This window comes from Pollutimonas nitritireducens (assembly GCF_002849615.1).
Taxonomy (GTDB): domain Bacteria; phylum Pseudomonadota; class Gammaproteobacteria; order Burkholderiales; family Burkholderiaceae_B; genus Pollutimonas; species Pollutimonas nitritireducens.
This window is the reverse complement of record NZ_PDNV01000001.1, coordinates 40,824-66,261: the sequence shown is the minus strand read 5'-3', so window position 1 is coordinate 66,261 and position 25,438 is coordinate 40,824. Positions and strand designations below refer to the sequence as shown.

Genomic DNA, 25,438 nt, shown 5'->3' with positions numbered 1-25,438 from the left:
TGGACCAAAGAGTATCGACGGACGGATCTTCATCGTGAGGAAACCGCCGCAATCTTGTGGAGAAGGCAATGACTGTTATCAAGCGGATGTTTTCGGCCGGTTTACTCTCGTTTGCAGCGTGGGGCGCCTCGGTCCATGCGGCAGACGTCACCATCGGTGCGCTGTTCCCGCTTAGCGGACCCAATGCCACGTATGGCGACATCTTCGGTTCCGGGGCAAACCTTGCGGCCGAGCACATCAACGCCGACAAGCTTATCGACGGCACCTTGAAGATCCAGTATGAAGACAGCCAGGCCCTGCCGCAGCAAGGCGTCATTGGCATGAACAAACTGGTCAACGTGTCCAAAGTGCCCTATGTGCTTTCGGCCTTCACCGGCGTTTCGAAGGCAATTTCGACGACAGCCAGCCGCAGCAAGACGGTTGCCATCAATGGTGGCGGGGTCGGACCCGACCTGGCCGATCTGGGGCCGTACTTCTGGAACATCATTCCCCTGGCCAACTTCGAAGTGAAGGCCGTGTTGCCGTACTTGATCAAGGAACGCAATCTGAAGCGTTTCGTGCTGGTCTATGTCGACGATCCGTTGGGCGAGGGCATCCGCAAGGAACTCACCGAAAGCCTGCCTCAGGCAGGCGGTGAATTGATCGAGGCCTTGTCGGTGCCCGCCACCGCGCAACAGTTCAGCGGTATTGCGGCACGCGTGCGCGCGGCCAATCCGGATGTCATCTACATTGCCTCCTACGGTTCGCAGCAGGCACAGATCGTCAAGCAGTTCCGCGATAACGGCATCAAGCAGCAGTTCGTCAGCTATACGGCTTTTTCCATCCCCGAAATGAGTGCATTGCCTGAAGCAAAGGGTTCGCTGTACACCACCCAGAACGTCGACTGGAACTCGACCGATCCCGTCACGAAACGCTTTGTGGACGATTTCAAGAAAAAACACGACAAGATGCCTACGGCCTACATCGCGAATTACTACAATGCGGTCCGCCTGTTCGGCCTGTTGGCCCACGAACTACAAAAGAAGGGCAAACCCATCACCGGCGAGAACCTGCTGGCCCAGCGCATCGAGACCAAGACCTTCGACCTGGTGGGCGGCAAGGTCACATTCGCCGACAACGGAACCGTGGTCAGCCCGATGCAGGTCAATGAAATTGATGGCGCCGGCGGCAAGGTGGTATCGGTGGTTGCCGAATAAGGCTACGCCATGCTTTTGCTGCAGCTTCTGATCAATGGGGTGCAGGTGGGCGCCTTGTATGCGCTGATTGCGGTTGGCTTCTCGCTGATTTTCGGATCGACCAAAGTATTCCACTTTGCGCACGGTTCTACCTTCACCATTGCCGCCTACGCCTTCTACTATTTGTACTCCGTCGCACAGGTACATTGGCTGCTGGCCGTGCTGGCCGCCACACTGGCGGCCGTCCTGTTCGGCGTGCTGCTCGATCGCCTGGTCTATGCGCCCATACAGCGCCACGAGGGATCGTTCTTCACCGTATTCGTGGCCTCGCTGGGCGTAGGCATCATCGTGCAGAACCTGGTCGGCATGATCTTCGGGCGTGGCTTCGTGTCGGTCAGCACGCCGCTTTCGCGCAGCATCGAACTGTTCCCGGGGCTGTATGTGTCGCCCCTTTCCGGCATTGCCATTCTGTGCGCCGTCGTATTTTTTGGCGCCTTGCAGCTGTTCCTGATGCGCACCCATGTGGGCATGGGCTTGCGCGCGCTGTCCGAGAATCCGGAACTCATCCGCGTCTACGGGCTCAGTCCCCGGCGCCTGTCGACCATTGTGTTTGCGCTGGGTTCCTTACTGGCGGTGCCGGCCGCCATACTCAGTGCCGCCAGTTCCGGCCTGAATCCGGCCGTTGCTCATCACGTCATGTTGATCAGCCTGGCGGCCACCATCGTCGGCGGGGTGGGCAGCCTGCGCGGTGCGGCCTGCGCCGGCCTGCTGCTGGGCATGAGCGAAAACCTTGCCCTGATGTATCTGGGTCCGCAATGGAGCGAAGCGGTGACGTTCATTGTGTTGTTTCTGTTCATCGTGCTGCGACCTTCCGGCTTCTTCGGCCGCGCCATTTCCACGTGAGGGTCCGCAGGAATGCTTGCCTATCTGCTTAATTTAGCGACGCTCATCTGCATCAATGCGGTGCTGGCCATCACCCTGAATTTCATCATGGGGTATGCCGGGATTTTTTCCATGGCCCATGCGGTATTTTTCGGCGTGGGCGCATATACCGCCGCCTACTTTGCCTTGAATGTCAGCGCGTCGCTGTTTTTGGCCATACCGGTCGCCATGGTGGTGGCGGCTGCGCTTTCGCTGGTGCTGGCGCTGCCGGCCTTGCGGGTGCGCGGCGAATACTTCGTGGCGGCGTCGCTGGGGCTGCAAGTCCTGGGCGTGACGATTTTCGCCGAATGGAAGTCCTTTACCGGCGGCCTGGGCGGCGTCATCGGTATTCCGCCGGCCGATCTGTTCGGCCATGCGGTCAGCGATCCCGTGGCGTTCCTGATGCTTGCCGCGGGCTGTCTCGTGCTCGTCATACTCATCACGAATGCGCTGCTGCGTTCCAGTTTCGGACGCAACCTGAAGGCCATACGCGATAGCGAGTCGGCGGCCCATGCATTCGGCAAGAATGTGGCTGTCATCAAGACCTTGTCCGTCGTTATTTCCTCGGCGCTCGCCGCCGTTGCCGGGGCCTTGTACGCTTTCTACCTGGGCTTCATCAATGTCGAGAGCTTCATGCTCGATACGTCGGTGCTGTTGATGGCCATGGTGATCATAGGCGGCACGGGCACCCTGATGGGGCCGGTCGTGGGCACGGTCCTGCTGATGCTGCTGCCCAGTCTGTTCAGCTATATGTGGTTCCTGCCGCAAACAGAAATCGGCGCGATCCAGCAGATCGCCTACGGCACGGCCATGGTGCTGCTGATGATTTTCCGCCCTGGCGGCCTGGTCGGTTCCGGAAAAAATGGGGTGGTCAAATGAATGCGGATGACGCCCTGGTCTTGCTGCGCATCAGCAATCTGAACAAGAATTTCGGGGGCCTGCAGGTCACCAATAACGTGTCCCTCGATATGCGTGCAGGGGTGATCACCACGCTGGTCGGGCCCAATGGCGCCGGCAAGACGACCCTGTTCAACTTGATCACCGGCCATCTGACGCCCAGCAGCGGCGACATCCTCTGGCAGGGTGAGTCCATTGTCGGCAAGTCCCATTGGCAAATCGCCCGCTGTGGCATCGCGCGCAGCTTCCAGGACCTGCGCCTGTTCAATCACATGACGGTCGAGGAAAACATACTGACGGTGATGGAGCCGGCATCATGGATCTGGCAGCCCGGCGGACGTGCGGGGCGACGGGCCCGCGAAGAAAGGGCCATGGACATCCTGGCCCGCACGCATCTGCTGGACAAGGCCAAGACGCGCGCCATCGACCTGGCCTATGCCGAACGAAAATTCCTGAGCCTGGCCCGCATCATGGCCACCGATGCAAAAATGTGGCTGCTCGACGAACCCGCATCGGGGCTGGATCGCGGCTCGTACGAGCTTTTCCTGGATCTGCTGCGCACCGAGGTCAGGCACGGCGTTACCGTGTGCATCATCGAGCACAACCTGGACATTGTCATCGGTATTTCAGATCGCATCGCTTTCCTGGACCAGGGCAGGCTGCTGGCTGACGGCGACCCGAACACTGTACTTAACGATCCGCACCTGGCGGCCATCTACTTCGGGGAACAGGCGGCATGACGACAACCGTATTGCGCACAGAAGGGCTGGTCGTCGGCTACGGTGGGCGACCTGTCCTGGATCACTTCAGCTTTGATCTGCGCGCCAACGAGGTGCTTTGCCTGATTGGCCATAACGGGGCGGGCAAATCCACCTTGCTGAAATGCCTGTTCGGGCTCGTTCCCCGTCAAGGCGGGCAGGTTTACCTGGACGAGAAGCCGCTGAACCACATCGAGCCGCGCCGCTTGACCGCCGCCGGCTTGTCGCTCGTCCCGGAAGGCCGTGGCGTATTCCCCGGATTGACCGTGGCCGAGACCATGAAAATGGGCCTGTGGGCGGCCGGCGTGCCCAAAGATCTGCGCGAAGAGCGCCTGGACTGGGTCATGTCGGTCTTGCCTGCCTTGCACGCCTTCTACCAGCAACGCGCCGGCACCCTGTCGGGCGGCCAGCAGCAGATTGCCTCCATCGGTCGCGCCTTATTGAGCCGGCCGCGCTGCCTGCTGATGGACGAGCCATCCATAGGCCTGGCACCCAAGCTGTTCCAGGACTTATTGCAACCCATACGCCAACTCCAACGCGACACAGGCATGTCCATATTGCTGGTCGAGCAGAACGTGAAGGAAGCACTGAAAATTTCCGACCGCGTGGTCGTGATGAAGTCCGGCGCGATCATACGCGAGGCGCTGCCTGAAGAACTTGCCGATAACGCGAAACTCATGGAGCTGTACTGACGATGTCCCTGATTACCAGTATGCCGGAACTGCTGGCGCACCGCGCACATGCAGGGCCGGACGATATCGCCTTCATCGATGGCGATCGGCGCATCAGCTATCGTCAATTCGCCGACATGAGCCGCAAGACCGCGGTGTGGCTCGACGCGCAGGGCATAGGACCGGGCGACAGGGTTGCGGTGTGGCTGGTCAATCGCATCGAGTGGCTGGCCCTGTATTTTGGTCTGGCGCACGTCGGCGCGACACTGGTCAGCGTCAATACCCGTTACCGTTCCCATGAACTGAACTACATCCTGGAACGGTCCGAGGCAAGACTGCTGGTCCTGGAACTGAATTTCCGCAAGATTGATTTTCCCGCTGTCCTGGCAGGCGTCGACACGGCAGCCACGCAGCACCTGAAGCGGGTCGCGGTCTTGAACCCGGCCACTGGCGCCTTGCCCGATACCGTGATAGGCAAGCCGGCCCTGGCCTTCAAGCTGGACGATCTCCCCGATGGCAGCCTGCCTGCCAGGGGCCGTGCCGATACGCTCAGCATATTGTTCACCACCTCGGGCACCACCAGCGGTCCCAAGCTGGTCATGCATCCTCAGCGTACCCTGGCTGTGCACAGCCAGCGCGTGGCCAAAGCCTATGGCCTGGAAGAAGACGGCGCGTGCCTCCTGGCAACATTGCCGCTATGCGGCGTGTTCGGCTTTGCGTCCGTGCTCGCCGCCTTCGCCGCTGGCGCACCCGTGGTCCTGATGGACACCTTCGAGGGCGCCGAGGCGGCGCGCCTCGTCAACCAGCACAAGGTCACGCATGTATTCGGCAGCGACGAGATGTTCCAGCTGCTGATCCAGCATGGGAAGGGCGAAATCCCTTTCCCTTCGGCCCGCGTCTTCGGCTTTGCGGCGTTCCACCCGGGTACGGACGACTTCGGCCGGCGGGCGTGGGACCGGCAGATTCCCCTGTATGGCCTGTATGGATCCAGCGAAGTCCTGGCACTGTTCTCCCTGCAACCACGCGGCACGCCCGTGCCCCAATGCCTGATGGCGGGCGGGTTGCCCGCCAGCCCCGATGCCCGCATCCGCATCCGCGATACGGAAACCGGGGAACTGTTGCCGGCGGGCCGCAGCGGCGTCATTCAAATTCATGCGGACACCAACTTCACAGGCTATCTGAACAATCAGGAAGCCACGGACAAAGTCGTCGACAGTGAAGGCTATTTCACGACTGGCGACGTCGGTTATCTTTGCGAAGACGGACGCTTTGTTTACCAGGCTCGCCAGGGCGACGCGTTGCGCCTGGGCGGCTTCCTGGTCAACCCGGTCGAAATCGAAGACGCGCTGATAATGCAGCACGGCGTGCGTAATGCGCAGGTGGTTGGCGTGGACCTGAATGGTCAGGCGCGTTGCGCGGCCTTTGTCCTGGCCGAGCCGGGCAAGGTGTTGCAGGAGCAGGCGCTGATCGACGGTGTCGCGGCGATGCTCGCGGCATTCAAAGTGCCGGTGCGCGTATGGATCCTGGATGACTACCCGGTCACACAAGGCGCCAACGGTGAAAAAATTCAACGCGGGAAGCTTCGCGAAATGGCCATGCAGCGCCTGGCGCAGGAAGGGTGAAGGGTATACGGGATCACCACCGTTGCAGCCATGAAGCCCGCATAAACCAACAGTATCAGGGAGCACCAGATGACCAGCTACTTTCTTGAAGATTTCGCCATCGATCAGACTTTCGAAAGCGGCGGACGCACCATCACTGAAACGGACCTTACGTTTTTCTCCATGTTGTCCGGCGACTGGAATCCCTTGCACGCAAACGCCGAATTCGCCAAGTCCACCCGCTATGGCGAGCGCGTGGTGCACGGCGCTCTGGGAATAGCCGTGAGCACTGGCATGCTGCACGAACTGGGCATATTCCACGAGTCGGTGATCGCCATGCTTGGGTTTCGCAACTGGAACTTCCTGAAGCCGCTGCTGGTCAATGACACCATTTTCCTGCGCCTGACCATAACGGCGATCGAGCCCGGCAAAAACGGCAATAGCGGCAAGCTGGGCCGCCGTTTCCAGCTGATCAACCAGCGTGGCGAGGTGGTGCAAGAGGGTGAAAGCGACGTCCTGGTCCTGACCCGAGAGGGCGCCCAAGCCAGGAAATCGCAACATGGTCAGCCCGCCGTTTCCGGGGATTATGCGGCGTCGGCCTAGCGGCCTGCATAAACCAATCTGTGCGGCGCGGCCTGACGCGCGGTCAGACCACTGCCATTCACCTCATTTCTATTGGATCCACATGCCCACTGCTGCACAACTGAAGGAAAGTCTTGCCTTGCCCGTCATCGGCGCGCCGATGTTCCTCGTTTCCAATCCCGCCTTGGTCATTGCCCAGTGCTGCGCCGGTATTGTGGGGTCATTTCCGGCTTTGAATGCCCGACCACAGGAGGTCTTCGAGCAATGGCTCGTGGAAATCGAAGCCGGCCTGGCGCGGTATCGCGTCGAGAATCCGGGTGCCAAAGTGGCGCCTTATGCCGTCAACCTGATCGTGCACCAGTCCAATCCCCGCCTGGAGGACGACCTGGAAGTCTGCGTTCGTCATCGTGTGCCCATCGTCATCACATCGCTGCATTCGCCTGAGCGGGTCGTGGAACGCGTTCATGAATATGGTGGACTGGTGTTGCACGATGTCACGACAATACGCCATGCCAGGAAAGCCGCGGCAGCGGGCGTGGACGGCCTGATACTGGTGTGTGCCGGGGCAGGCGGCCATGCGGGTGCGCTGAGCCCCTTCGCACTGGTCAATGAAGTGAAGGCTATGTATGACGGCCTGGTGGTGCTCTCGGGATGCATTACCAACGGCAGTGCAATATTGGCCGCCCGGGCCATGGGATGCGATCTGGCCTACATCGGTACGCGATTTATCGCCACCGAGGAATCCAGCGCCGTGCCGGAGTACAAGCAAATGCTGGTGGAGGCGACCGCGGCAGACATTATCTACACGCCGTTCTTCACCGGAGTCAGCGGCAATTACCTCAAGCCCAGCATCGCCGCGGCCGGCCTGGATCCCGACAATCTCGCCGTAGGCGGCCGCGCGAGCATGGATGTCAGCAAGCCCAAGAAATGGAAGGATATCTGGGGCAGCGGACAGGGAGTGGGCAACATCACTTCAATATTGCCAGCCAGGCAGGTGGTGGCGCAATTGAAGGATGAGTACGAGGCCTCGAAACGGCAGCTACTGGCGTGAGCCGCCGGTATACTGGCCCGATCCTTATGACCGGTACTGAATCCCGTGGCCACTGATAAAAAACCTGACACCAACGTCAAGACCGCTTTACGGGTGATCGAAATCATCGAGGTGTTCGCACGCGAGACGAAACCCCTGTCACTCTCGGAACTGGCGCGCCACCTGGATGCGCCGGTCTCAAGCTGCCTGGCGCTGCTGCGCACGCTGGCCAGCCTTGGATATGTGTACGAGGCTGGGCGTCGCCAGGGGTATTACCCGACGGGGCGGTTGCTGGCCATGGCGCAGCGTATTTCGAAGGCGGATCCGATACTCGAGAAGGTATTGCCCAGCCTGGAGGAGCTGCGCGATACGACGTCGGAGACGGTGGTGTTTGCGAAGCTGGACCTGATGAACAACCGGGTGGTGTACCTGGATGTGCTGGCGTCGCCGCACCCAATCAGTTATGTGGCGGTGGCGGGTGCCCAGAAGGATATGCATGCTAATTCGCTGGGGAAGGCGTTGTTGTCCACGTTGAGTGCCGATGAGAGGAAGAAGTTGCTGTCCGGTCGGAAGTTGCAGGCCTATAACGCGCGGACGCTGGTGACGCTGGAGGCGATCGAGGCGGATATCGAGGCTTCGCGGGAACGGGGCTGGTTTGCGAATCTGGGTGAGTCGATGATGGATGTGGGAGCCCTGGCGTGGCCGCTGAAGGTGTCGGGGAATGATTACGCGATTTCGATCGCGGGGCCGTTGTACCGGATCGAGAGCAACCTTGAAGATCACGCGAAGAAGTTGCGGGTGGCTTGCCGGTTCATGGAACAGAATATTTGAAGTTCTCGGCTGGATGTGGATCGTTTGTATCTGCTTTTTGTTGCGCTATTGTGCGGCTATAGTGCTGTAGTGCTGTAGTGCTGTAGTGCTGTAGTGCTGTAGTGCTGTAGCATCGGGGGGCCGCATGTGCGTTAGGGCGGATTGGTCTCTTCTGCCGGCGCCAGGGGCCGGTGTGGACTGGACTTCATATCGCTGCGGTCCCCTTCGGGGACTACCCGCGTCGGCGTCCTGAGTCAGGGCGGGTGCGAACTCGCGGCAACGGACAGCCACTGGCTGTCCGTAAGCGCGCCGCTCAAACAGGCGCACCCTTGCTCCCCTGACTCAGGACGCCGACGCGGCGCGCTCAAATTTCGTCCCGCCCACACCGGCCCCTGTCTCCTCCGATTGAGGTGATACGGGACAGTACGGGTTTCTGGCCTTGTCTTTGGATATCTCCAGCTAAAGCATCCATTAATTTTCATGCAGGTGTATGTGTATGTGTATGTGTATGTGTACGTGTACGTGTACGTGTACGTGTACGTGTACGTGTACGTGTACGTGTACGTGTACGTGTACGTGTACGTGTATGCCTGCATGTGCATGCAATTATGTTGACATCCACCATCCCGTCCTATAATATGCATGCACATGCAAATATATGAGAGAACCCGTGATTTCTTCTACTGCTTGTGCCAGCTGGCTAAACCCTTCAAGGTTCAGCAATGACGCGGGATGAGGGCTTGGATCATGAGCATTCGTTGCGGGTTCTTTGATGCACAGCGACAGGCGCTCGACCAGTGTGAGGTCGACGCTGGCAAGGAAGGCAACGAAGACAGTCTCTCGTCACAAGGTGTTTGAACACAATCTGCTCTCAACCAAAAAGGAGTCATCATGAGCTGGTTATATCTTGGAATTGCCGTGATTTTTGAGATGGCGGTCGCAGTCGCCGCAGGGAATGCGAAGGGATTTACCCGATTGTGGTGGACCATCACCACGCTCGTCAGCGGTGTAATCGCCACTTACTTTCTCAGCCTCGCGCTTCTCACCTTCGACGTGGGCATTGGCTACGCGATCTGGACATCTGTCGCAGGGGTGGGGATTGTTATCCTGGGCGCGTTGTTCTTAGGACAGCGGCTGAACTGGAAAAAGGGGTTCGGAATTCTCCTGGTCATCGGTGGCGTCGTCGGGCTACAGATCAGTGGGGCGGCATAATGTCCGCAATAAACGAAAGGAACACGGACCGTGGGCGCGCCTGGATCATGTTGCTGCTGGCCGGCGCCTTCGAAATCGGCTACGCACTCAGCGTAGGAAGCAGCAAAGCCTTTACTGTGTTGAGCTGGTCGATCACCGCCGTCATTTTCTTCCTGCTCACTCTGTATTTCCTGAGCGTTGCCTTGCGAACGATAGACGTCGGGATAGGTTACGCCGTGTGGGCAGGCATAGGCGCGGTTGGTGCGGCGGCCTTCGGCAGTATCCTGCTGCACCAAACGCTTACTGCAGTGCAGGTTTTCTGGCTGGCAGTCATCATCGCTGGAGTTGTTTGGTTGAAACTTGCCGACAGCGTCACGCTTCGGTCAGAGAAAAGCCGCGCGTGATCCTTCTCCAGGAACCGGCAGTCTCCTATCGTCAGGAAACTTCTGGTTCCCGAAGGCCTGCGTTCATTTAAGGAGTTTCGTTCATGCACTTGCCGACAGGGTCATTGCATGCGCATACATACAGAGGATAGAATGTTCAGCTGATTGTTCAAGAGGAGCACGAGTCTCTTATGCCCAAGAAAAGCGATTCATGGCTCAAACTGATTCAAGTAATCGCCACTGTCGAGGGCGAACTTGGGAAGGTTCTGCAGGCCCAGCATGGACTGGGCCTTTCAGAGTATCGTGCGCTCGAGATTTTGGCACGTTCACCAGATACCGAACTGCGCATGCAAGAGCTTGCCGCCCATCTGTGCTTGAATCAAAGTTCGGTTTCACGGATGGTCGAGCGCCTGGAACGTGGCGGGTTCACCGTTCGCGACCTCTGTCCCGATGACAAGCGCGGCGTTTATACGGTACTTACCGAGAAGGGAAAAGCGCGTCTGGAAAGTGCGCAACCCGACTACGAGGAAGCGCTGCATACAGCCCTCAAACAACACGGCTGCGAGAAGCTGGTGTCTGTGAAACTCATCAACGCAAGATAGGCGGCATCAGTGCACCATCATGGACGCTGCGACGGCAGAATGGCGCATTGGTCAGAGTACTGCCCGGCCGATCAAAAGCAACGCTAGCCGCGCCGCGTTTAGCGCAGCGTGGCAACATTGACGGCACGTGCTCCGCAGGCCCGCACCAGTTCGGGATCGTGACTGGCGAAGAGCACAACGCGATCCTGCGACCAGACGATGAACTGTTCGGCCAGCACGGCGCGAGCCTGCGCATCCAGCCCGTTGCTGGGTCCGTCGGCGATGACGACGGCTGGTTCGCCCAACGCGGCGGCCGTCAGGAAGACTTTGCGGCGCGTGCCGGTCGACATCTGTTCGAAGCGCTTGTCCAGATGCGGTTCCAGTCCCAGCCGGTAGGCCAGATCGAGCACAGCATCATCGAGTTTTACTTTCTTCTCCCAGGCGACCTGCTCAAGCAAACCGCGCCCCGTCTGCGAAGGCAGTTCCAGGCAATTGTCGGGCACATAGGCCAGGCGACTTCTGGCTTGTTGCGGCGCGAGGGTCAGCGAATACCCGTCGATCCAGACGTCTCCGGCATCGGGCACGATAACGCCCGCAATGATGGCCAGCAAGCTGGATTTGCCGGTGCTGTCTTCTTCGCATAGCGCCACACATCCCGGCGGGAACGTATGGGTCAGTCCCTGGAATATGAAATGGTCGCCATAGCGCTTGGTGAGGTTGTCGATGCGTAGCATGCCCGCAAGTGTACGCATGAATGCAGCGCGGGGCTAGATCTATGTCGACCTTGATTCGACGGCAAAGCTGACGATGCGGTTGGCGGCTATCCACCTTTTCCTACTATGTCATAAAACTTGGATATCGACGTCGTAAATTCTGGTCGGAAGCATGATGGAGCTCGCCAAAGAGTTCAGTCAGTACGTCGCTCATTTGTCTGAACCGTGATGGCTGACGTGCGGGAGTGGTCATGCCCTGGCTGGGCTTGGATAGCGGTTGCTACTGGATCATCGACGATACGGGCTTTCCCAAGAAGGGTAAACACTCGGGGGGCGTAGCCCGCCAGCATCAGGCCGTCTCGTGCGCCACTCCCCTGGGCGTGGTGCTGGCCGACGCCGGTTATGGCGATGAAACCGCCTTTCGCGATGGCATTACCGAATTGGGCATGATTTACGCCGTCGGTATTCGCCCGGCCACCACAGTGTGGGCCGCCGGTGGATTTTGTCGCGGGTTTTCGCGATAGTGATGGCACGACTCGGGGTCGCCCGGTTGGCGTAACGGTGGATCCGGGCGTCGCACTCATCGTTGTCGACGACCTCTCAAATACTATCTGGCGCGTAACCCAACAAAAAAGGGATGACCATAGCCAACGGCCAGGTGCTGGCGAACCCAGGCACGAGCCGTTGGCCCTAGGCGTGCTTGGGGTGTCGGATTACTCATGGCGCATCACCCGACACCACTCAGTTTGCCGAGTCAGTCTACGGGCAAGATGCCTGCTTCCTGGATTACCGTTCTCCAGCGGTCGACTTCATTGGTCAGAAAAGCATCTTTCTGCGACGTAGTCATATCGGAACGGTTCGCACCGAATTTTTCCAATTGATCTTTTCCGGCTACGCGAGCCAGCGCTTTTTCGGCAGACTGTCTTAATTTTGCAACGACTTCGGGCGGGGCTTTACTGGATACGACGAGCGCATACCAGCCGACGGATTGGTAACCGGGTAAGGTCTCTGCGACTGTGGGAACATTAGGCAAATATTCGGAGCGCTCTGGGCTGGTGACTGCGAGCGGAATAGCGCGCCCTGATTTGATCAGGCGCATCCCGCCACCGAGGTCGGCAACTGCAAGGCGAATGTGGCCGCCGCTAAGGTCGTTGTAGGCATCGCCGCTGCTCTTATAGTTAATGTAATTCAGCTTGACTCCCGCCATTTTTTCCAGGATTGATCCGGATAGCTGCGTTGATCCGCCCCAGCCGCCGGCGCCGTACTCGAGTCCGCCGGGGTGGTTGCGCGCAAAATCGATCAAGTCAGCCATGTTCTCTACCTTGAAGTCGGGGTGCGCGAGAAAAACGCAAGGTACGACGCCGAGTACTGAAACCAATTTGAAATTTTTGTCCAGGTCATAGCCGGGAGTCTTGTTATACGTCATGTTTCCGGCTTGAGCGGCACTGATGACGCCCAGAGTGTAACCATCGGAAGCGGCGCGTTCCAAGTGCTGCATGCCGATGTTGCCGCCTGCTCCCGCCAAATTCTGGACAACTATGCTTTGGTTCAATTCCGTGCCAAGGTCGGTGGCAATTTGCCGCGCAAATAAATCCGTGGGGCCGCTAGCGCCGTAAGGAACGATGATAGTGATCGGCCTGGAAGGATAGTCCGCCGCGAACGAGTTAGTCGAAAAAAAAGCTGTCGCCATGGTGAGTAGCAACTTCAAGTGCTTGAAAGTCAATTTTGCCTCCGTGGGTTATTTAGCTAAGTCGAGTCCTGACAGAGAGATGCCGACTCTACCCCGAGATGAGCCAAAGACAGGACCGTCCGTGGGTCTTATTTATTCTAGATAAGCTGGGCGTAAATGGCTCATGCTGCGGCGCGAGTCTATGTGAAGTTTCCATATAATGGAAATGCGCGATCAAAAGACAAACGGCCTGCTGATTAATCCGCGATTTATTTCGACAATACGATACGAGCTCCCAATCTGCCTATGCTCAGGCTCTAGAAAACCCACCACAATTGCTGCGGACCTTGAGGGAATAGCACCAACATGCAGGAAACGAAACCCACGACCGGCACCCAGGCGATTGAACGCGCTGTAGCCTTACTCACGACCATCGCGGATCGGCCACAATTTGGTTGGCGCTTGACGGATCTGGCCAGCTATTGCGATCTCAGCAACCCCACTACGCATCGAATTCTGTCATCGCTGATTTCGCTGTGGCTGGTTAAACAGAGGGAAGACGATAGGCGCTACGTTCCGGGCCCCTTGCTTTACGATTTAGCGCTCACCTTGCCCTTGCATTTTGCCTTTCAGTCAGCCTGTCGCAAACACCTAGACTACCTTGCCGCATGCAGTCATACCCAGGTTTTTCTGGCGCTAAGGTCGGGCGATACCTGCGTTTGTGTCGATAGTGCGGGTTTTTCAAGTGTCCGGCTAAAGTCCAGGCCCGGGATGCGTCGCCCGCTAATATATGCGGCTATGGGCAACGCGATGCTCATCGGCCTGCCTATAGAGGAACAGCAGAGGATAGTGTCTTCCAATATTGATCACGCCCGCCTCCGTGCCGATCCCTATCTGTCAAACTATCTGCATGTTTACCGCCGCTCCCGGCGTTGTGGCTTCGGCTTCCATAAAGGCGATGTGGCGAACGGAGTCACATCGGTCAGCGTGCCAATTTTGAATCCAGCAGGGGTCGCCTTCGCGTCGCTGAGCGCGATGACCGCGACGGAGGCCTTCACGAATGAGAAAATACGCCGAACCGTCGAACTACTGCGGCATGAAGCAATTGCAATTACGCAGCAAAATGTAAAGCTGACCAAAGCCCTCTCAAAATAACTTGCCGCAAGTTACGGATGCTCAACGCGTGCTGCGTTGCATTGTATTTCCATCATATGGAAACACGGGTATAAGGCCCCGGCCCTGAAAGAAACGAGAGCGGGCCCGGCAATTAAGATGGATGCCACCTACAAGCGTGCCCTACTAATGAAGAAATCAGTGCAAATTGTGCCTGTTAGTCGTTGTTAGTTCAGTGGCGTATAACTGGAGATGGAGATGGGGCGTCCCTTTGAGGGCTTTAAGGTTTTAGACATGACGCATGTGCTCGCGGGCCCATACTGCGGCTACCAACTTGCACTGCTTGGCGCCGACGTGATGAAAATAGAACCACCTGACTGGCCAGATCCCGTCAGAGCGCGCGGTCCGGTTCCGTCAATGAATGACGCGCGCATGGGAATGAATTATTTAGCGCAAAATGGCAATAAGCGTGCCATCACATTGAACTTGAAAAGCGAGGCTGGAAAACGGATTCTCAAGCAATTGGTCAAGGACGCGGACGTTGTGATCGAGAACTACCGGGCAGGCGCTTTCCCCGCGCTAGGGCTTGGCTATGATGAGATCAAAGCTATCAATCCCAAGATCGTCTACTGTTCCATCACCGCTTTCGGGCAAGCCGGTCCGTGGGCGACGCGAACGGCCTATGACCCCGTTATCCAAAGTATGGCCGGAATTGTGATGAAGACGACGGCGGGTGCGGATCATCCCGTCATGCCGGGTGCGCCTTTCATTGATTATGCAACCGGCCTTAACGCTGCTTTTGCGATTGCAAGTGCATTGCTTCACCGAGAGCGTTCCGGCAAAGGTCAATACATTGACTGCGCTATGTTGGACACCGCGCTGACCATGATAGGGCCGGCTCTGGTTGCCGATAACTACGCGGGGCCTAAAAAGCCCACGCCGCGCGAAGCGGGCTTAGATTGCTACCTTACGAAGAATGGATATCTTCAGTTGGGCGCCTATAACATTAAACAGAACAATCGGCTTTGGGGGTTCCTGGAACATCCGGAATTTTGCAACTTAGAATCGTGGCAGGACCTTTGGGACAACGCTTCCAAGATGCGCTCTGCCCTGCAAGAAGTAATGCTCACACGCACCGCCGAAGAATGGGAGGAAGCGCTTGCCGCTGTCCGGGTGCCAAGTTCCCGGGTTAGAACCCTGGAAGAAGCCAGTATGCTGCCGCAGCTCGCCGAACGGGGCTTTTTACAGGAAATTGCTGCCGAAGATATACCGGCTGGCGTACGCGTCCCGGGTGCGGGGTTCATTTTCCGCGAAGATGGCCCCCGGCTAACCAGTCCGCCGCCTAGGTTCGGACAGCACACCGAGACGGTTCTGAAAGAACTGAACTATGGCGCTGAGTCAATCGCCCAGTTGCGACGCGACGGAGTCATCTGAGCCTAGTGCGGAAGATCTATTGACCGTTTCGCCTTAGCCACCAAGTGGCAAATCGAATAGCAGAATTTCGGCATCGTCAGCGCCCGAGGCGATAACCCGCGGCTCGTCACTAGCTTTAGTGCATCGCCGGCCTTCAGCGCGGAACCGTTAACCGTAACGGTTCCGCGCGCTGCGTCTCAATCCAGGCGTACCTCACCGTAATCCTTTGGAGAAGTACGCCGTGGCTTTTCACAAAATTTCAACGTCCAGCCTGGCACTGGCCGACCACTTGCGCAGACGACTATTCTCGGCTTCCAGCTCCGAAACCGGACGCTGGGGCTAATCAGTGCGCTCGCGCTCGTATCGCCGGGCGATACGGCGTTGTTCTCGAGCAGCCGCTTCCAGTTGCCCAGCGTGGTAGAAGGCAGGCCAAGGCGGCGCGCCGCCTCGTTACCCCGACCGATTGTGCCAGACGCGCGGATTCCAATTTGTATTCCTGCGTATATTGGCGTTTGAGTACTTTGCCTTCTTTCATTTCCGTTCTACGTTAACAAGAAACTACCGTCTTCTCGCTGTACGTGGAAACCGGGCAACTTCACATAGTGGTGCAGGGCTTGGTGCCGAGCGCCGGCGTGCAGCGGGTCTGTTGCAAAAAAAGCTGCACATGACGAACTGAGCACGCCTAAAATTTAACAGCGGCAGGTATTCGGTGTTTTCTTGCCGTAACCAGGCTTTTTGGTAAAAGCACCCGGCAAATAAATATTTATCAGGAGGCGTTATGGCCCGCAAATATGTTGACTGCCGCAGCTTTCCCAGCGAAATGAATTGCTCAATAGCAATATCCGCAGACTCAGAAAAAGAGCTGGTGGAAGCCGCTGTACAGCACGCCGTGGCGGTGCATGGCCACACGGATACGCCAGAACTCAGGCAGGAGGTTCAGAAATCAATCAAAGAGGGTAGCCCGCCGAACTAGGCGCGGCGACAAGCGCGGCCGTTCGCAACAACGAGGCCGCGCGCTCTCGCTGGTGGGTGCATTCCCCGGCGACCACCGTTTCATTTTTCGATGATCTTCCAGTACGAGTCCTTTTTGGCGATCTTCCCATTGCGAAACTCCAGAAGATCGACACCACGAACACGAATCAGCTCGCCCGCCTTGGTCGTGCCGCTGAGCAACCAGGTTGAGACGCCGAGGTTATCAGCCACCCAGTGGCTGTCTTCGCCATAGTGAACGTCGGGAACGCCGGCGAATCGGCCCGCGAGACCTTCTCGAACGGCAGGTTTGCCAACGTAGCGGGTGCCCCACGGCTCTTTCCCTCGCGGCATGCACAATTCACAGTCATCAGAGAAAAACTCCATGATTGCATCGAGATCGTGCGCGTTGAACGCAGCGAGGAACTCCTTCAGCGTTGCAACTGTGATGGTTCCGCTCATGACTCCACCTCCATCCTTCGTCAAGGTCTGCTACCGCTCACAGCGGGAGGCGTTCAATTCATCCTCCTGAATTCATGTTCAAGCGTCCCATTGGAATGTCCGTGACATACAAGATGACATACAAGTGATGTTACGCCTTTGACTGACCCGAATCACCACTGGTAGCCAAATGGGCAGCCCGCAAGATATCCAACCCACACACTTGAATAGGCCACTTCGCATGCCTTCACATCAAGGCGACGGGGGCAGGGGGCGGGGGCGGCGAAGTATGCGTGCGCCGTGTCAATCTGCGGCTCGGGGATCCAAGCCCGCGCTGTTCGAACGGGACGCTTACGGACAGCCAGTGGCTGTCCGTTCCGTGAGTTCGCGGGCGCCCCGAGCTGCAGATTGGCACGGTTCGTCCCGGGCGGAGCACGGGACCGCAAACGCATTGAGCCGCCCCCGCCCCCTGCCCCCGTCGCCGGTCAAGAAAGCATCATCTCGCCCAACAAACCCCTCAGCAACGAAAGCAGCATCACATCACCAATCCGCAACGCCGCGTAAAGAACCAGGCTCCAGGCGGCGCCAGCCGCCTAATACGACTTGGGTAGTCCCAGCACCTTCTCCGCAATAAAACACATAATCAACTGTGGACTCACCGGCGCGATCCGGGGAATGAAACTTTCCCGCAAATATCGTTCCACGTGGTATTCCTTCGCGTATCCCATGCCGCCCAGCGTCAAGATAGCTGTCTGGCATGCATTGAACGCCGCCTCCGCCGCCAGATACTTGGCCGAATTCGCGTACTCGCCGCAGGGCAGGCCCTCGTCGTACAGATACGCCGCCTTCTGCACCATCAGGTCGGCCGCTTCCAGCTGCATCCATGCCTGTGCCAGCGGATGCTGCACGCCCTGGTTCTGCCCAATGGCGCGGCCGAACACCACGCGCTCTTTCGCATACTCCACCGCACGATCCAGCGCCGCTCGGCCCAGTCCAACGGCTTCGGCGGCGATCAGGATGCGCTCCGGGTTCAAGCCATGCAGGATGTACTTGAAGCCTTCGCCTTCATCGCCGATGCGATCCGTCACCGGAATCCGCAGGCCGTCGATGAACAGCATGTTCGAATCCACGCACTTGCGGCCCATCTTCTCGATTTCGCGCACTTCGATCGTGTTTCGGTCCAGGTCGGTATAAAACAGCGACAAGCCTTGCGTGGGCTTCTTCACGTCCGACAGGGGCGTCGTGCGCGCCAGCAGGAGCATCTTGTTGGCTACTTGCGCCGTGGAGATCCAGATCTTGCGGCCGTGCACCACGTAATGGTCGCCATCGCGCACGGCGCGGGTGGTCAGCTTGGTGGTGTCCAGTCCGGCATCGGGTTCGGTTACGGCGAAACAGGCTTTATGCTCACCGCTGATCAGGGGCGGCAGCGCCTTCGTGCGTTGCTCGGCCGAGCCGAACACTACCACTGGGTTCAGGCCGAAAATGTTCATGTGCACGGCCGATGCACCGGAAAACCCGGCACCGGAACGCGATATCGTGTGCATCATGAGCGCGGCTTCGGTCATGCCCAATCCCGATCCGCCGTACTCTTCGGGCATGGCGATGCCCAGCCATCCGGCCTTGGCCAGGTCGCGATGAAATGCATGCGGATATTCGCCGTCGCGGTCGCGCTCCAGCCAATAGTCATTGGGATACTGCTCACACAGGGCTTCAACCCCGGCAATCAATGCCTTGCGATCTTCTGTCAATACGAAACTCACGGTAACTTCCCATTGTCTGTTGTGTCTGTTGTGTCTGTTGTGTCTGTTGGCCTAGTCCCCGTCACGCTGTCGATGGCGGTGTCGGCCAGCCCCGCTTCGCGCAGTACTTCTTCTGTGTGCTCGCCAAGGCGCGGCGCATTGCGACGTATGCTCAGGGGCGTTCGCGAATAATTGCCTACCGGTGCAGGAGACCGTATTGCTCCCTCGGAAGGGTGTTGCAGGTCTTTCAGCATGCCGACTTGTTTCAAGTGCGGATCGGCGATAAGGTCATCGACGCAGTACAGGGGAGCCGAGGGGATGTCGGCCGCGTTGAAGGCCTGCAGCCAGTATTCGCTGGTGTTGGTGGCCAGGGTTTCCGACACGAAGCAGTAGGCTTCATCAATATGCTGGGCCCGGGCGGTGTGGGTGCTGAAGCGGGGGTCTTGCAGCAGGTCGCTGCGCCCGATGATCTCGAAAAAGCGGGACCAGTGCTTGTCGTTGTAGATCAGAACGCTGACATAGCCGTTGGCCGTGGCATAGGGCCTTCGGTAGGGCACGAGCAGGCGGGCGTAGCCGGTGGAGCCTTCGGCCGGGCTGAAGGTTTCGCCGCCCAGATGGTCGCCCAGCACCAGCTGCGCCATGGCTTCGAACATAGGAACTTCGATGGCCTGGCCCTGGCCCGAGGCGCGGGCCTGTATCACCCCGGCCAGCATCGCAATGGCCACTTGCATGCCAACGGCGCGATCCGCCAGGGTAAGTGGCGCGTAGCGCGGGACGTCGCCGGAGTTCTGCTGGTAAAGGGACGCAATGGCGGTCATGCCTTGGATCAGATCGTCGTATGCGGGCTTGCCGGCATACGGACCGTTGCTGCCGAAACCATAGGCGCCCACGTAGACCAGCTTGGGGTTGGCGTTTGCGAGGTCTTCATAGCTTAGCCCCAGCCGCGCCATGGCCTGGGGCCGCACGTTGTACAGCAGCACATCGACCGTCTTGGCCACGTCCAGGCAGGCCTGCCGGCCCTCCGGCGTTTTCAGGTCGAGCACGATCGAGCGCTTGTTGCGGTTCAGGTGCAGGTAGATGGCGCCCATGCCGGGGTTGCGCATGGGGCCGACTGCCCGCATGTTGTCGCCCGTGGGCGACTCCAGCTTGATCACGTCGGCGCCCAGGTCGCCCAGGATTTGCGTGGCGTACGGACCCATGACCACGGAACTGAGATCAAGTATGCGTATACCTTCGAGCGGACCCGCGGAAGCGTGGACTGTAGTCACATGAATACCATTATTGTGGAGCGATTTTGGCAGCCTTGATCAGGTTGCCCCAAAGCACGTACTGATCCTGCACGAACGTGGCGAACTCTTCCGGTGTGCCGCTGAAAGCGTCGAATCCCAGATCGGCCAGGCGTTTCTTGGTGGCCGGATCACTGACGATCTTGTTGATGGCGGTGTTGAGCACCTTCACGATGTCGGGCGACATGCCGGCCGGACCGAAATACCCGTTCCAGGAATTGATGTCGAAGTTGGGGACGCCGGCTTCTTCCATGGACGGCAGGTCGGGGACGAGGTCACTGCGCTTGGCGGTCGACACGGCCATGGCGTGCAGGCGGCCTGATTTCACAAAAGGCATGCCCGAGGTGAAATCGGTGAACATGAAATCGACCTGCCCGCCGACCAAGTCGGTCAGTGCTTGTGGCGTGCCTTTGTAAGGGATGTGCAGGATGTCGATGCCAGCGACCGAGCCCAGCGTGCCGCCGGCCACGATGCCGGTGCTGTTGCCGGTCGCGTAGGTGACGTTGCCCGGATGAGCCTTGGCGTAATCGATCAGTTCTTTAACCGTCTTATACGGTTTGGAGGGATTGGTGACCAGCAGGAACGGAAGGTTGCCGCCACGCGCGATGGGGGTGAAGTCTTTGACCGGATCGTAGGAAACATTCTTCATCAGCCAGGGGGCGGCCGAGTGCGAGGTATTGGTCGTGACAAACAGGGTGTAGCCATCGGGCTTGGCCTTGGCCACGTAGTTGGCGGCAATTGTGGCGTTGGCGCCCGGCTTGTTTTCCACGATGACGGTCTGGCCCAGCAGTTTGCCCAATTCGTCGGCAAAAATCCGCCCGACCGCGTCGGTGCCCGATCCGGCCGGGAAGGGAACGATCAGGTTGATGGGTTTTTCAGGATAGGCGGCCAGGGCGCTGGTGGCACACAGCGCCAGGCCCAGCAAGGAAGCGCCCAACAGGCGCTTGGGCGAACGGGGAGCGGTGGCGCGGGGCGACGCGTTATGGTTCAGGAATACGTTCATTTGGGGAGTCTCCGTGGCCGCACTGAATGAGCGGCTGTTGTTGTGTGGGGTGTAACAAATAGGGTGCTTAAGAACGCGATGCCCTGGCTTAGCGGATAACGCGATCAGGATTTTCTTCGTAAGGCGGCGAGTAAATAACCAGCAAGCGCGCGGGTTCGTCGCTGGTGACGGTGAAGACATGCTTCTTGTCGGGTGGAAAATAGCAGCAATCGCCAGGCAGCAATTCGCCACGCTCGCCATCGACTTCGACGATGGCGGAGCCTGACAGCAAGTAGCATACTTGTTCTATGCCGGGGTGTGCGTGAGGATGCGCGCCCTGGTTTTTTTCAATGGTGCCGACCAGCACCTCAACGTGCTGCGCGCCGACGGTTTCGCGGCTGATGAGACGACGATTGACGGTGCCGCTGTGATTGGCCGGGGAGTAGCCGGCGACGTCGGATTCGCGGACGATCCAAGAGGGTTTGGACATAATGATATTTTCCTGTGTATGAAAAGAATTTTACACATATGAAATGCAGGCGCAACTAGGGTTTGCACGGAATGAAGCGATGGCCCGAGGGTGTAGCGGTAGAGAAACGTAAGGACAAGGGTTATTCCCTATGAAAATTAATTTTCATGATGTTCTATCCGGTGTAAATTAACTTACACATTTCACTGCCGCCCTTGTTTCTCTGGTGGCGCCCTTCCAAGGCGTTATGAACGAGCAATCCCTACCTGCTGCGGCAGATGCTGCGTCATCTTTTTCGGTGGTGGAGCGCATCGCGCAATCCATGCCCACGCTTAGTGCCTCACACCGCCGTATGGCCGATTATGTCCTGGCCCGGCCGTTCAAAGTCGCCATTATGTCTATCGACGAATTCGCGCAAGAATGCAATGTTTCCATTGCCACGGCCAATCGATTCGCCCGGGCGCTTGGCTTGCCAGGCTACGCACAGTTCCGGGCGCAGTTGGCGCAGCGCTTTGAAGAGGCGCTGGAGCCCATCGAGCGCCTGCGACTGGAGTTGACACGCTCGGCCAGCAGCTTCGATGTCTTTGCCTCGTCCTTGTACGAAGACCAGCGCAACTCCGAGCTCACCCGCCTGTCGCTAAGCGCCGAACAATGCGAAAAGGCGGTGCAGGCAGTGCTGGGCGCGCAACGCATCTTCATTATCGGCTTTGGTTCAAGTGGTTTTCTGGGCGGCTTGTTGCAGCGTGGCCTAAGCCTGCATTGCCCAATGGTCGAGTGCCTGGCGGGGCCGGGTGGGGTGTCGCATGCCGCGCGCGAACTGTCTCGGATAAAGCCTGGCGATCTGGTCATCGCGATTGCCTTTCCACGTTACTTGGCCGATACCGTTACGCTGGCAAAAGCCGCGAAGGCAAACGGAATTCCGTTGTTGGCCATTACCGATAAGCCAACCTCGCCGCTTGCTCCGATGGCCGACATTTGTTTGTATGCTCACAGCCAGCGGCAATTTCTGTCGAATTCGGAAACGGCGGCACTGGGCATGATCGAAGCGCTTTCCGCCGCGGTCGCCCATCAATCCAAGGATTCGTTGACGACGGCCGCCTTACTGACGGAGTCAGTGATGCCGTGGCTGATTTATAGGGAGAAAAATAATGATTGAGCCGGTCCTGGCTATCCATGGCGGCGCCGGCGCGATATCGCGGGCAAAGACAACGCCGGAACTTCGCCAGCAATACGAGGCCGCTCTGGCGCATATTCTGGAGAGTGCCGGCGCCATGCTGGCGCAAGGGGCAACAGCCGTGGATACCGTTGCCGAAGCAGTGCGGTTGCTGGAAGAGTGCCCGTTGTTCAACGCAGGCCATGGCGCTGTCTTTACCAGCGAAGGCAAGCACGAGCTGGATGCCTCCATTATGGACGGCGCGACGCTGGATAGCGGCGCCGTCGCCAATGTAACGATCGTCCGAAATCCAGTGCTCGCAGCCAAGGCGGTCATGGAAAACAGCGCCCATGTCTTCTTCGTAGGCGAGGGTGCAGAAAACTTCGCACGTAGTCACGGGCTGGAACTGGTTGACCCCAGTTTCTTTTCCACTCCTGCCAGGCGCGAACAGCTGGAACAGGTGCAGCGGTCCGGATCAGGCGAAATGCTGCTGGACCACGATGCGCAGGCGCTCAGCTTCGCGCCGCTGGACGAACGGCGCAAGCTGGGAACAGTGGGCGCGGTGGCGCTAGATAGCCATGGCAATCTGGCGGCGGCAACGTCGACCGGCGGCATGACCAACAAGCAGCCCGGTCGCGTGGGTGATGCTCCGCTGGTGGGCGCCGGTTGCTATGCCAACAACCGCAGCTGTGCGGTATCCACCACAGGCACCGGCGAAGCTTTCATACGCCTGGTCGCGGCCTACGATGTATCGGCACAGATGGAATACGGGGGCGCTACCCTCGTCGACGCCGCGGAAAGCGTCGTACATGAAAAACTGTCGAAAATCGGCGGCTCGGGCGGCTTGATTGCGGTCGATGCGCAAGGTCATGTGACCATGCCCTTCAACACCGAAGGCATGTATCGCGGCTATATCTACCCGGGCCAGTCGCCCATTGTCGCCATACATGCGCAGTGACACGTTTTTTTATGGATGAAACCAGCCAATGAAGGCGAAGTTCGACACCGATCAAATACTGGCAGACCATCGTGTACTGCAAGTCCAAAACCTGAGTGTTCAGTTCAAAGGCGCCGAGCGCACAATCGACGCTGTCAAGAATCTCTCTTTCCACGTGGACCGCAGCGAAACGCTGGCCATCGTGGGCGAATCGGGTTCCGGCAAATCCGTGACCTCACTGGCGCTCATGCGGCTGGTGGAATATGGCGGCGGCCGGATAACGAACGGTCAGATAAGTTTTCGTCGCCGCAACGGAACTGTCGTGAACATGGCAACAGCCTCCGGCAAAGTATTACGCAGTGTGCGCGGCGCCGACATGGCGATGATCTTCCAGGAGCCGATGACGTCGCTGAATCCCATATTTACAGTGGGTGAGCAAATAGCTGAATCCATCCGTCTTCATCAAGGATTGAGCCAGGGCGAGGCGCTGGCAAAGGCCTTGCAGATGCTGGACCAGGTGCGTATACCGGATGCCAGGAACGCGCTGGGCCGTTATCCGCATCAACTTTCGGGCGGAATGCGACAACGGGTAATGATTGCAATGGCGCTGGCGTGCAAGCCGGCCTTGCTGATTGCCGATGAACCTACTACAGCCCTGGATGTGACGATACAGGCGCAGATCCTGCAACTGATCCGCGAGCTGCAGCGCGAGATGAACATGGGCGTCATCTTCATCACCCATGACATGGGCGTCGTGGCAGAGGTGGCGGACCGCGTCTTGGTGATGCTGCGTGGTGATAGCGTTGAGTCGGGCACAGCCGAGCAAATATTTGCCAGGCCGCAACATGCCTACACGCAGGCCTTGCTGGCGGCGGTGCCTCGCCTGGGCTCCATGCACGGAACCGACGAGCCCGAGCATTTCCCGGTGCCCACAACCACCAGCGCCGTGGGCGAACACGTAGCCAGGCATGCCCGGGAATCGGCCATTGTTGTGCCGCCGGCCGCATCGGGCGCCAACCCCATTCTTCGGGTCCGCGACTTATCCACCCGCTTCGATATCCGTACCGGCGTCTTCGGACGCGTCACGCGCCGCGTGCATGCTGTCGAGAAAGTGAGCTTTGACTTGTTTCCCGGTGAAACGTTGGCGCTGGTCGGCGAATCGGGTTGCGGAAAGTCGACCACTGGCCGGTCATTGCTGCGCCTGGTGCAGACGCAGGGCGGCCAGATCGAATTCGACGGCCAGCAGATCAATGACCTGGAGGGCCCCGCGTTGCAAACGCTGCGCCGTAATATCCAATTCATTTTTCAGGACCCGTTTGCTTCATTGGATCCTCGCGTAACGGTGGGCTATTCCATCATCGAGCCATTGTTGATTCATAAGGTCCTGTCCAACAAGGCTGCGCAGGAGCGCATGGCATATCTGCTGGAAAAGGTCGGCTTGCCCCGGGATGCGGCGCAACGTTACCCGCATGAATTTTCGGGTGGTCAGCGTCAACGCATTTGTATTGCCCGGGCGCTGGCCATGAGTCCCAAAGTCGTTATTGCCGATGAGTCCGTTTCTGCGCTGGATGTGTCCATTCAGGCACAAATCATAAATTTACTGATCGACTTGCAAAAAGAAATGGGCATTGCCTTCTTGTTCATCTCCCACGACATGGCCGTGGTGGAACGCATCAGCCATCGCGTAGCTGTCATGTATTTGGGCCAGATCGTGGAAATAGGCCCGCGACGCGCCATATTCGAGAACCCGCAGCACCCTTATACCAGGAAGCTGATGGCTGCTGTGCCGGTCGCGGACCCCAGCCGCCGGCATCTGGATCGCAAGCTGTTGACAGGCGAAATTCCCAGCCCTATTCGTAAAGTCGGCGACGAACCCGAAGTGCATCCTTTACGGGAAGTAGCGAGGGGCCACTACGTAGCGCAGCACCAAAGCAATGCTTCATTTTAATTTTCT

General features: G+C 58.6%; 25 protein-coding genes and 1 pseudogene. 19 read left to right on the top strand and 7 right to left on the bottom strand.

Features of this window, described 5'->3' with window-relative positions; all coding sequences use genetic code 11:
* Window positions 1–68 precede the first annotated feature (68 nt).
* The 12 genes from CR155_RS00315 (at window position 69) to CR155_RS00255 (ending at window position 10,621) form a co-directional block, all read left to right on the top strand.
* Complete coding sequence (locus tag CR155_RS00315) at window positions 69–1,196, top strand: ABC transporter substrate-binding protein (protein WP_102068018.1); 1,128 nt, start codon at window positions 69–71, stop codon at window positions 1,194–1,196.
* Window positions 1,197–1,205: 9 nt separating this feature from the next.
* The gene (locus CR155_RS00310; RefSeq protein WP_102068017.1) at window positions 1,206–2,078 is read left to right on the top strand and encodes a branched-chain amino acid ABC transporter permease; all 873 of its coding nucleotides are present in this window, start codon (window positions 1,206–1,208) and stop codon (window positions 2,076–2,078) included.
* A gap of 12 nt (window positions 2,079–2,090) precedes the next feature.
* Window positions 2,091–2,975 (top strand): branched-chain amino acid ABC transporter permease, encoded by an 885-nt coding sequence (locus CR155_RS00305; protein WP_102068016.1) that lies wholly within the window; start codon window positions 2,091–2,093, stop codon window positions 2,973–2,975.
* A complete protein-coding gene (locus CR155_RS00300; RefSeq protein WP_102068015.1) occupies window positions 2,972–3,733 on the top strand; it encodes an ABC transporter ATP-binding protein in 762 nt (253 codons plus the stop codon). The genes CR155_RS00305 and CR155_RS00300 overlap by 4 nt, the downstream gene beginning before the upstream one ends.
* Window positions 3,730–4,443 carry an ABC transporter ATP-binding protein gene (locus CR155_RS00295; RefSeq protein ID WP_102068014.1) on the top strand — a complete coding sequence of 238 codons (714 nt, stop codon included), beginning with the start codon at window positions 3,730–3,732 and terminating at the stop codon, window positions 4,441–4,443. Before CR155_RS00300 ends, CR155_RS00295 begins: the two co-directional genes overlap by 4 nt.
* Before the next feature lie 2 nt (window positions 4,444–4,445).
* Entirely contained in the window at window positions 4,446–6,044 is a 1,599-nt protein-coding gene (locus tag CR155_RS00290; protein WP_102068013.1) for an AMP-binding protein, read from the top strand.
* 69 nt (window positions 6,045–6,113) lie between these two features.
* Window positions 6,114–6,626, top strand: a complete 513-nt coding sequence (locus CR155_RS00285) for a MaoC/PaaZ C-terminal domain-containing protein (protein ID WP_102068012.1) — start codon at window positions 6,114–6,116, stop codon at window positions 6,624–6,626.
* 82 nt (window positions 6,627–6,708) lie between these two features.
* Window positions 6,709–7,656 carry an NAD(P)H-dependent flavin oxidoreductase gene (locus CR155_RS00280; protein ID WP_102068011.1) on the top strand — a complete coding sequence of 316 codons (948 nt, stop codon included), beginning with the start codon at window positions 6,709–6,711 and terminating at the stop codon, window positions 7,654–7,656.
* 45 nt (window positions 7,657–7,701) lie between these two features.
* The gene (locus tag CR155_RS00275) at window positions 7,702–8,466 is read left to right on the top strand and encodes an IclR family transcriptional regulator (protein WP_102068010.1); all 765 of its coding nucleotides are present in this window, start codon (window positions 7,702–7,704) and stop codon (window positions 8,464–8,466) included.
* An 870-nt stretch (window positions 8,467–9,336) separates the two neighbouring features.
* A complete protein-coding gene (locus tag CR155_RS00265) occupies window positions 9,337–9,657 on the top strand; it encodes a DMT family transporter (protein WP_102068008.1) in 321 nt (106 codons plus the stop codon).
* A complete protein-coding gene (locus tag CR155_RS00260) occupies window positions 9,657–10,040 on the top strand; it encodes a DMT family transporter (RefSeq protein WP_102068007.1) in 384 nt (127 codons plus the stop codon). Before CR155_RS00265 ends, CR155_RS00260 begins: the two co-directional genes overlap by 1 nt.
* Before the next feature lie 170 nt (window positions 10,041–10,210).
* Complete coding sequence (locus CR155_RS00255; RefSeq protein WP_102068006.1) at window positions 10,211–10,621, top strand: MarR family winged helix-turn-helix transcriptional regulator; 411 nt, start codon at window positions 10,211–10,213, stop codon at window positions 10,619–10,621.
* A 98-nt stretch (window positions 10,622–10,719) separates the two neighbouring features.
* Here CR155_RS00255 and CR155_RS00250 read toward each other — a convergent pair whose 3' ends face one another.
* On the bottom strand, window positions 10,720–11,334 hold the full coding sequence (locus tag CR155_RS00250) for an ABC transporter ATP-binding protein (RefSeq protein ID WP_102068396.1): 615 nt from the start codon (window positions 11,332–11,334) through the stop codon (window positions 10,720–10,722).
* 239 nt (window positions 11,335–11,573) lie between these two features.
* Here CR155_RS00250 and CR155_RS00245 point away from each other — a divergent pair.
* A pseudogene (locus CR155_RS00245) lies at window positions 11,574–11,810 on the top strand (transposase); the annotation flags it as partial.
* Window positions 11,811–12,067: 257 nt separating this feature from the next.
* On the opposite strand, the gene CR155_RS00235 reads toward CR155_RS00245, so the two are convergent.
* The gene (locus CR155_RS00235) at window positions 12,068–13,036 is read right to left on the bottom strand and encodes a Bug family tripartite tricarboxylate transporter substrate binding protein (protein WP_102068005.1); all 969 of its coding nucleotides are present in this window, start codon (window positions 13,034–13,036) and stop codon (window positions 12,068–12,070) included.
* Between the two features lie 312 nt (window positions 13,037–13,348).
* Between CR155_RS00235 and CR155_RS21200 the strand changes: the two genes are divergently transcribed.
* From CR155_RS21200 to CR155_RS00220, 3 genes are all read left to right on the top strand, one after another.
* The gene (locus CR155_RS21200) at window positions 13,349–14,137 is read left to right on the top strand and encodes an IclR family transcriptional regulator (protein ID WP_102068004.1); all 789 of its coding nucleotides are present in this window, start codon (window positions 13,349–13,351) and stop codon (window positions 14,135–14,137) included.
* A gap of 216 nt (window positions 14,138–14,353) precedes the next feature.
* Entirely contained in the window at window positions 14,354–15,529 is a 1,176-nt protein-coding gene (locus tag CR155_RS00225; RefSeq protein ID WP_158238222.1) for a CaiB/BaiF CoA transferase family protein, read from the top strand.
* 757 nt (window positions 15,530–16,286) lie between these two features.
* Window positions 16,287–16,481, top strand: a complete 195-nt coding sequence (locus tag CR155_RS00220; RefSeq protein ID WP_102068002.1) for a DUF1059 domain-containing protein — start codon at window positions 16,287–16,289, stop codon at window positions 16,479–16,481.
* Between the two features lie 80 nt (window positions 16,482–16,561).
* On the opposite strand, the gene CR155_RS00215 is transcribed toward CR155_RS00220, so the two are convergent.
* The 5 genes from CR155_RS00215 to CR155_RS00195 form a co-directional block, all read right to left on the bottom strand.
* Entirely contained in the window at window positions 16,562–16,939 is a 378-nt protein-coding gene (locus CR155_RS00215; RefSeq protein ID WP_102068001.1) for a nuclear transport factor 2 family protein, read from the bottom strand.
* Window positions 16,940–17,511: 572 nt separating this feature from the next.
* Window positions 17,512–18,678, bottom strand: coding sequence for an acyl-CoA dehydrogenase family protein (locus CR155_RS00210; protein WP_102068000.1), 1,167 nt, complete (start codon window positions 18,676–18,678; stop codon window positions 17,512–17,514).
* Window positions 18,675–19,925, bottom strand: coding sequence for a CaiB/BaiF CoA transferase family protein (locus tag CR155_RS00205; RefSeq protein WP_439650400.1), 1,251 nt, complete (start codon window positions 19,923–19,925; stop codon window positions 18,675–18,677). The genes CR155_RS00210 and CR155_RS00205 overlap by 4 nt, the downstream gene beginning before the upstream one ends.
* A gap of 10 nt (window positions 19,926–19,935) precedes the next feature.
* Window positions 19,936–20,946 carry a Bug family tripartite tricarboxylate transporter substrate binding protein gene (locus tag CR155_RS00200; protein WP_102067999.1) on the bottom strand — a complete coding sequence of 337 codons (1,011 nt, stop codon included), beginning with the start codon at window positions 20,944–20,946 and terminating at the stop codon, window positions 19,936–19,938.
* Window positions 20,947–21,034: 88 nt separating this feature from the next.
* On the bottom strand, window positions 21,035–21,415 hold the full coding sequence (locus CR155_RS00195) for a cupin domain-containing protein (protein ID WP_102067998.1): 381 nt from the start codon (window positions 21,413–21,415) through the stop codon (window positions 21,035–21,037).
* A gap of 226 nt (window positions 21,416–21,641) precedes the next feature.
* On the opposite strand from CR155_RS00195, the gene CR155_RS00190 reads away from it, so the two are divergent.
* From CR155_RS00190 to CR155_RS00180, 3 genes are read left to right on the top strand one after another with little or no spacing between them, the layout of a single operon-like run.
* A complete protein-coding gene (locus tag CR155_RS00190) occupies window positions 21,642–22,550 on the top strand; it encodes a MurR/RpiR family transcriptional regulator (RefSeq protein ID WP_102067997.1) in 909 nt (302 codons plus the stop codon).
* A complete protein-coding gene (locus tag CR155_RS00185) occupies window positions 22,543–23,505 on the top strand; it encodes an isoaspartyl peptidase/L-asparaginase family protein (RefSeq protein ID WP_102067996.1) in 963 nt (320 codons plus the stop codon). The genes CR155_RS00190 and CR155_RS00185 overlap by 8 nt, the downstream gene beginning before the upstream one ends.
* A 28-nt stretch (window positions 23,506–23,533) precedes the next feature.
* Complete coding sequence (locus CR155_RS00180; RefSeq protein ID WP_102067995.1) at window positions 23,534–25,432, top strand: dipeptide ABC transporter ATP-binding protein; 1,899 nt, start codon at window positions 23,534–23,536, stop codon at window positions 25,430–25,432.
* The last annotated feature ends 6 nt before the right edge of the window (window positions 25,433–25,438 follow it).

What these genes read in the sequence shown, in the direction of transcription:
- CR155_RS00315 (WP_102068018.1), top strand. Translation starts at nt 69, where the DNA reads ATGACTGTTATCAAGCGGATGTTTTCGGCCGGTTTACTCTCGTTTGCA.
- CR155_RS00310 (WP_102068017.1), top strand. Translation starts at nt 1,206, where the DNA reads ATGCTTTTGCTGCAGCTTCTGATCAATGGGGTGCAGGTGGGCGCCTTG.
- CR155_RS00305 (WP_102068016.1), top strand. Translation starts at nt 2,091, where the DNA reads ATGCTTGCCTATCTGCTTAATTTAGCGACGCTCATCTGCATCAATGCG.
- CR155_RS00300 (WP_102068015.1), top strand. Translation starts at nt 2,972, where the DNA reads ATGAATGCGGATGACGCCCTGGTCTTGCTGCGCATCAGCAATCTGAAC.
- CR155_RS00295 (WP_102068014.1), top strand. Translation starts at nt 3,730, where the DNA reads ATGACGACAACCGTATTGCGCACAGAAGGGCTGGTCGTCGGCTACGGT.
- CR155_RS00290 (WP_102068013.1), top strand. Translation starts at nt 4,446, where the DNA reads ATGTCCCTGATTACCAGTATGCCGGAACTGCTGGCGCACCGCGCACAT.
- CR155_RS00285 (WP_102068012.1), top strand. Translation starts at nt 6,114, where the DNA reads ATGACCAGCTACTTTCTTGAAGATTTCGCCATCGATCAGACTTTCGAA.
- CR155_RS00280 (WP_102068011.1), top strand. Translation starts at nt 6,709, where the DNA reads ATGCCCACTGCTGCACAACTGAAGGAAAGTCTTGCCTTGCCCGTCATC.
- CR155_RS00265 (WP_102068008.1), top strand. Translation starts at nt 9,337, where the DNA reads ATGAGCTGGTTATATCTTGGAATTGCCGTGATTTTTGAGATGGCGGTC.
- CR155_RS00260 (WP_102068007.1), top strand. Translation starts at nt 9,657, where the DNA reads ATGTCCGCAATAAACGAAAGGAACACGGACCGTGGGCGCGCCTGGATC.
- CR155_RS00255 (WP_102068006.1), top strand. Translation starts at nt 10,211, where the DNA reads ATGCCCAAGAAAAGCGATTCATGGCTCAAACTGATTCAAGTAATCGCC.
- CR155_RS00250 (WP_102068396.1), bottom strand. Translation starts at nt 11,334, where the DNA reads ATGCTACGCATCGACAACCTCACCAAGCGCTATGGCGACCATTTCATA.
- CR155_RS21200 (WP_102068004.1), top strand. Translation starts at nt 13,349, where the DNA reads ATGCAGGAAACGAAACCCACGACCGGCACCCAGGCGATTGAACGCGCT.
- CR155_RS00225 (WP_158238222.1), top strand. Translation starts at nt 14,354, where the DNA reads ATGGGGCGTCCCTTTGAGGGCTTTAAGGTTTTAGACATGACGCATGTG.
- CR155_RS00220 (WP_102068002.1), top strand. Translation starts at nt 16,287, where the DNA reads ATGGCCCGCAAATATGTTGACTGCCGCAGCTTTCCCAGCGAAATGAAT.
- CR155_RS00215 (WP_102068001.1), bottom strand. Translation starts at nt 16,939, where the DNA reads ATGAGCGGAACCATCACAGTTGCAACGCTGAAGGAGTTCCTCGCTGCG.
- CR155_RS00200 (WP_102067999.1), bottom strand. Translation starts at nt 20,946, where the DNA reads ATGAACGTATTCCTGAACCATAACGCGTCGCCCCGCGCCACCGCTCCC.
- CR155_RS00195 (WP_102067998.1), bottom strand. Translation starts at nt 21,415, where the DNA reads ATGTCCAAACCCTCTTGGATCGTCCGCGAATCCGACGTCGCCGGCTAC.
- CR155_RS00190 (WP_102067997.1), top strand. Translation starts at nt 21,642, where the DNA reads ATGAACGAGCAATCCCTACCTGCTGCGGCAGATGCTGCGTCATCTTTT.
- CR155_RS00185 (WP_102067996.1), top strand. Translation starts at nt 22,543, where the DNA reads ATGATTGAGCCGGTCCTGGCTATCCATGGCGGCGCCGGCGCGATATCG.
- CR155_RS00180 (WP_102067995.1), top strand. Translation starts at nt 23,534, where the DNA reads ATGAAGGCGAAGTTCGACACCGATCAAATACTGGCAGACCATCGTGTA.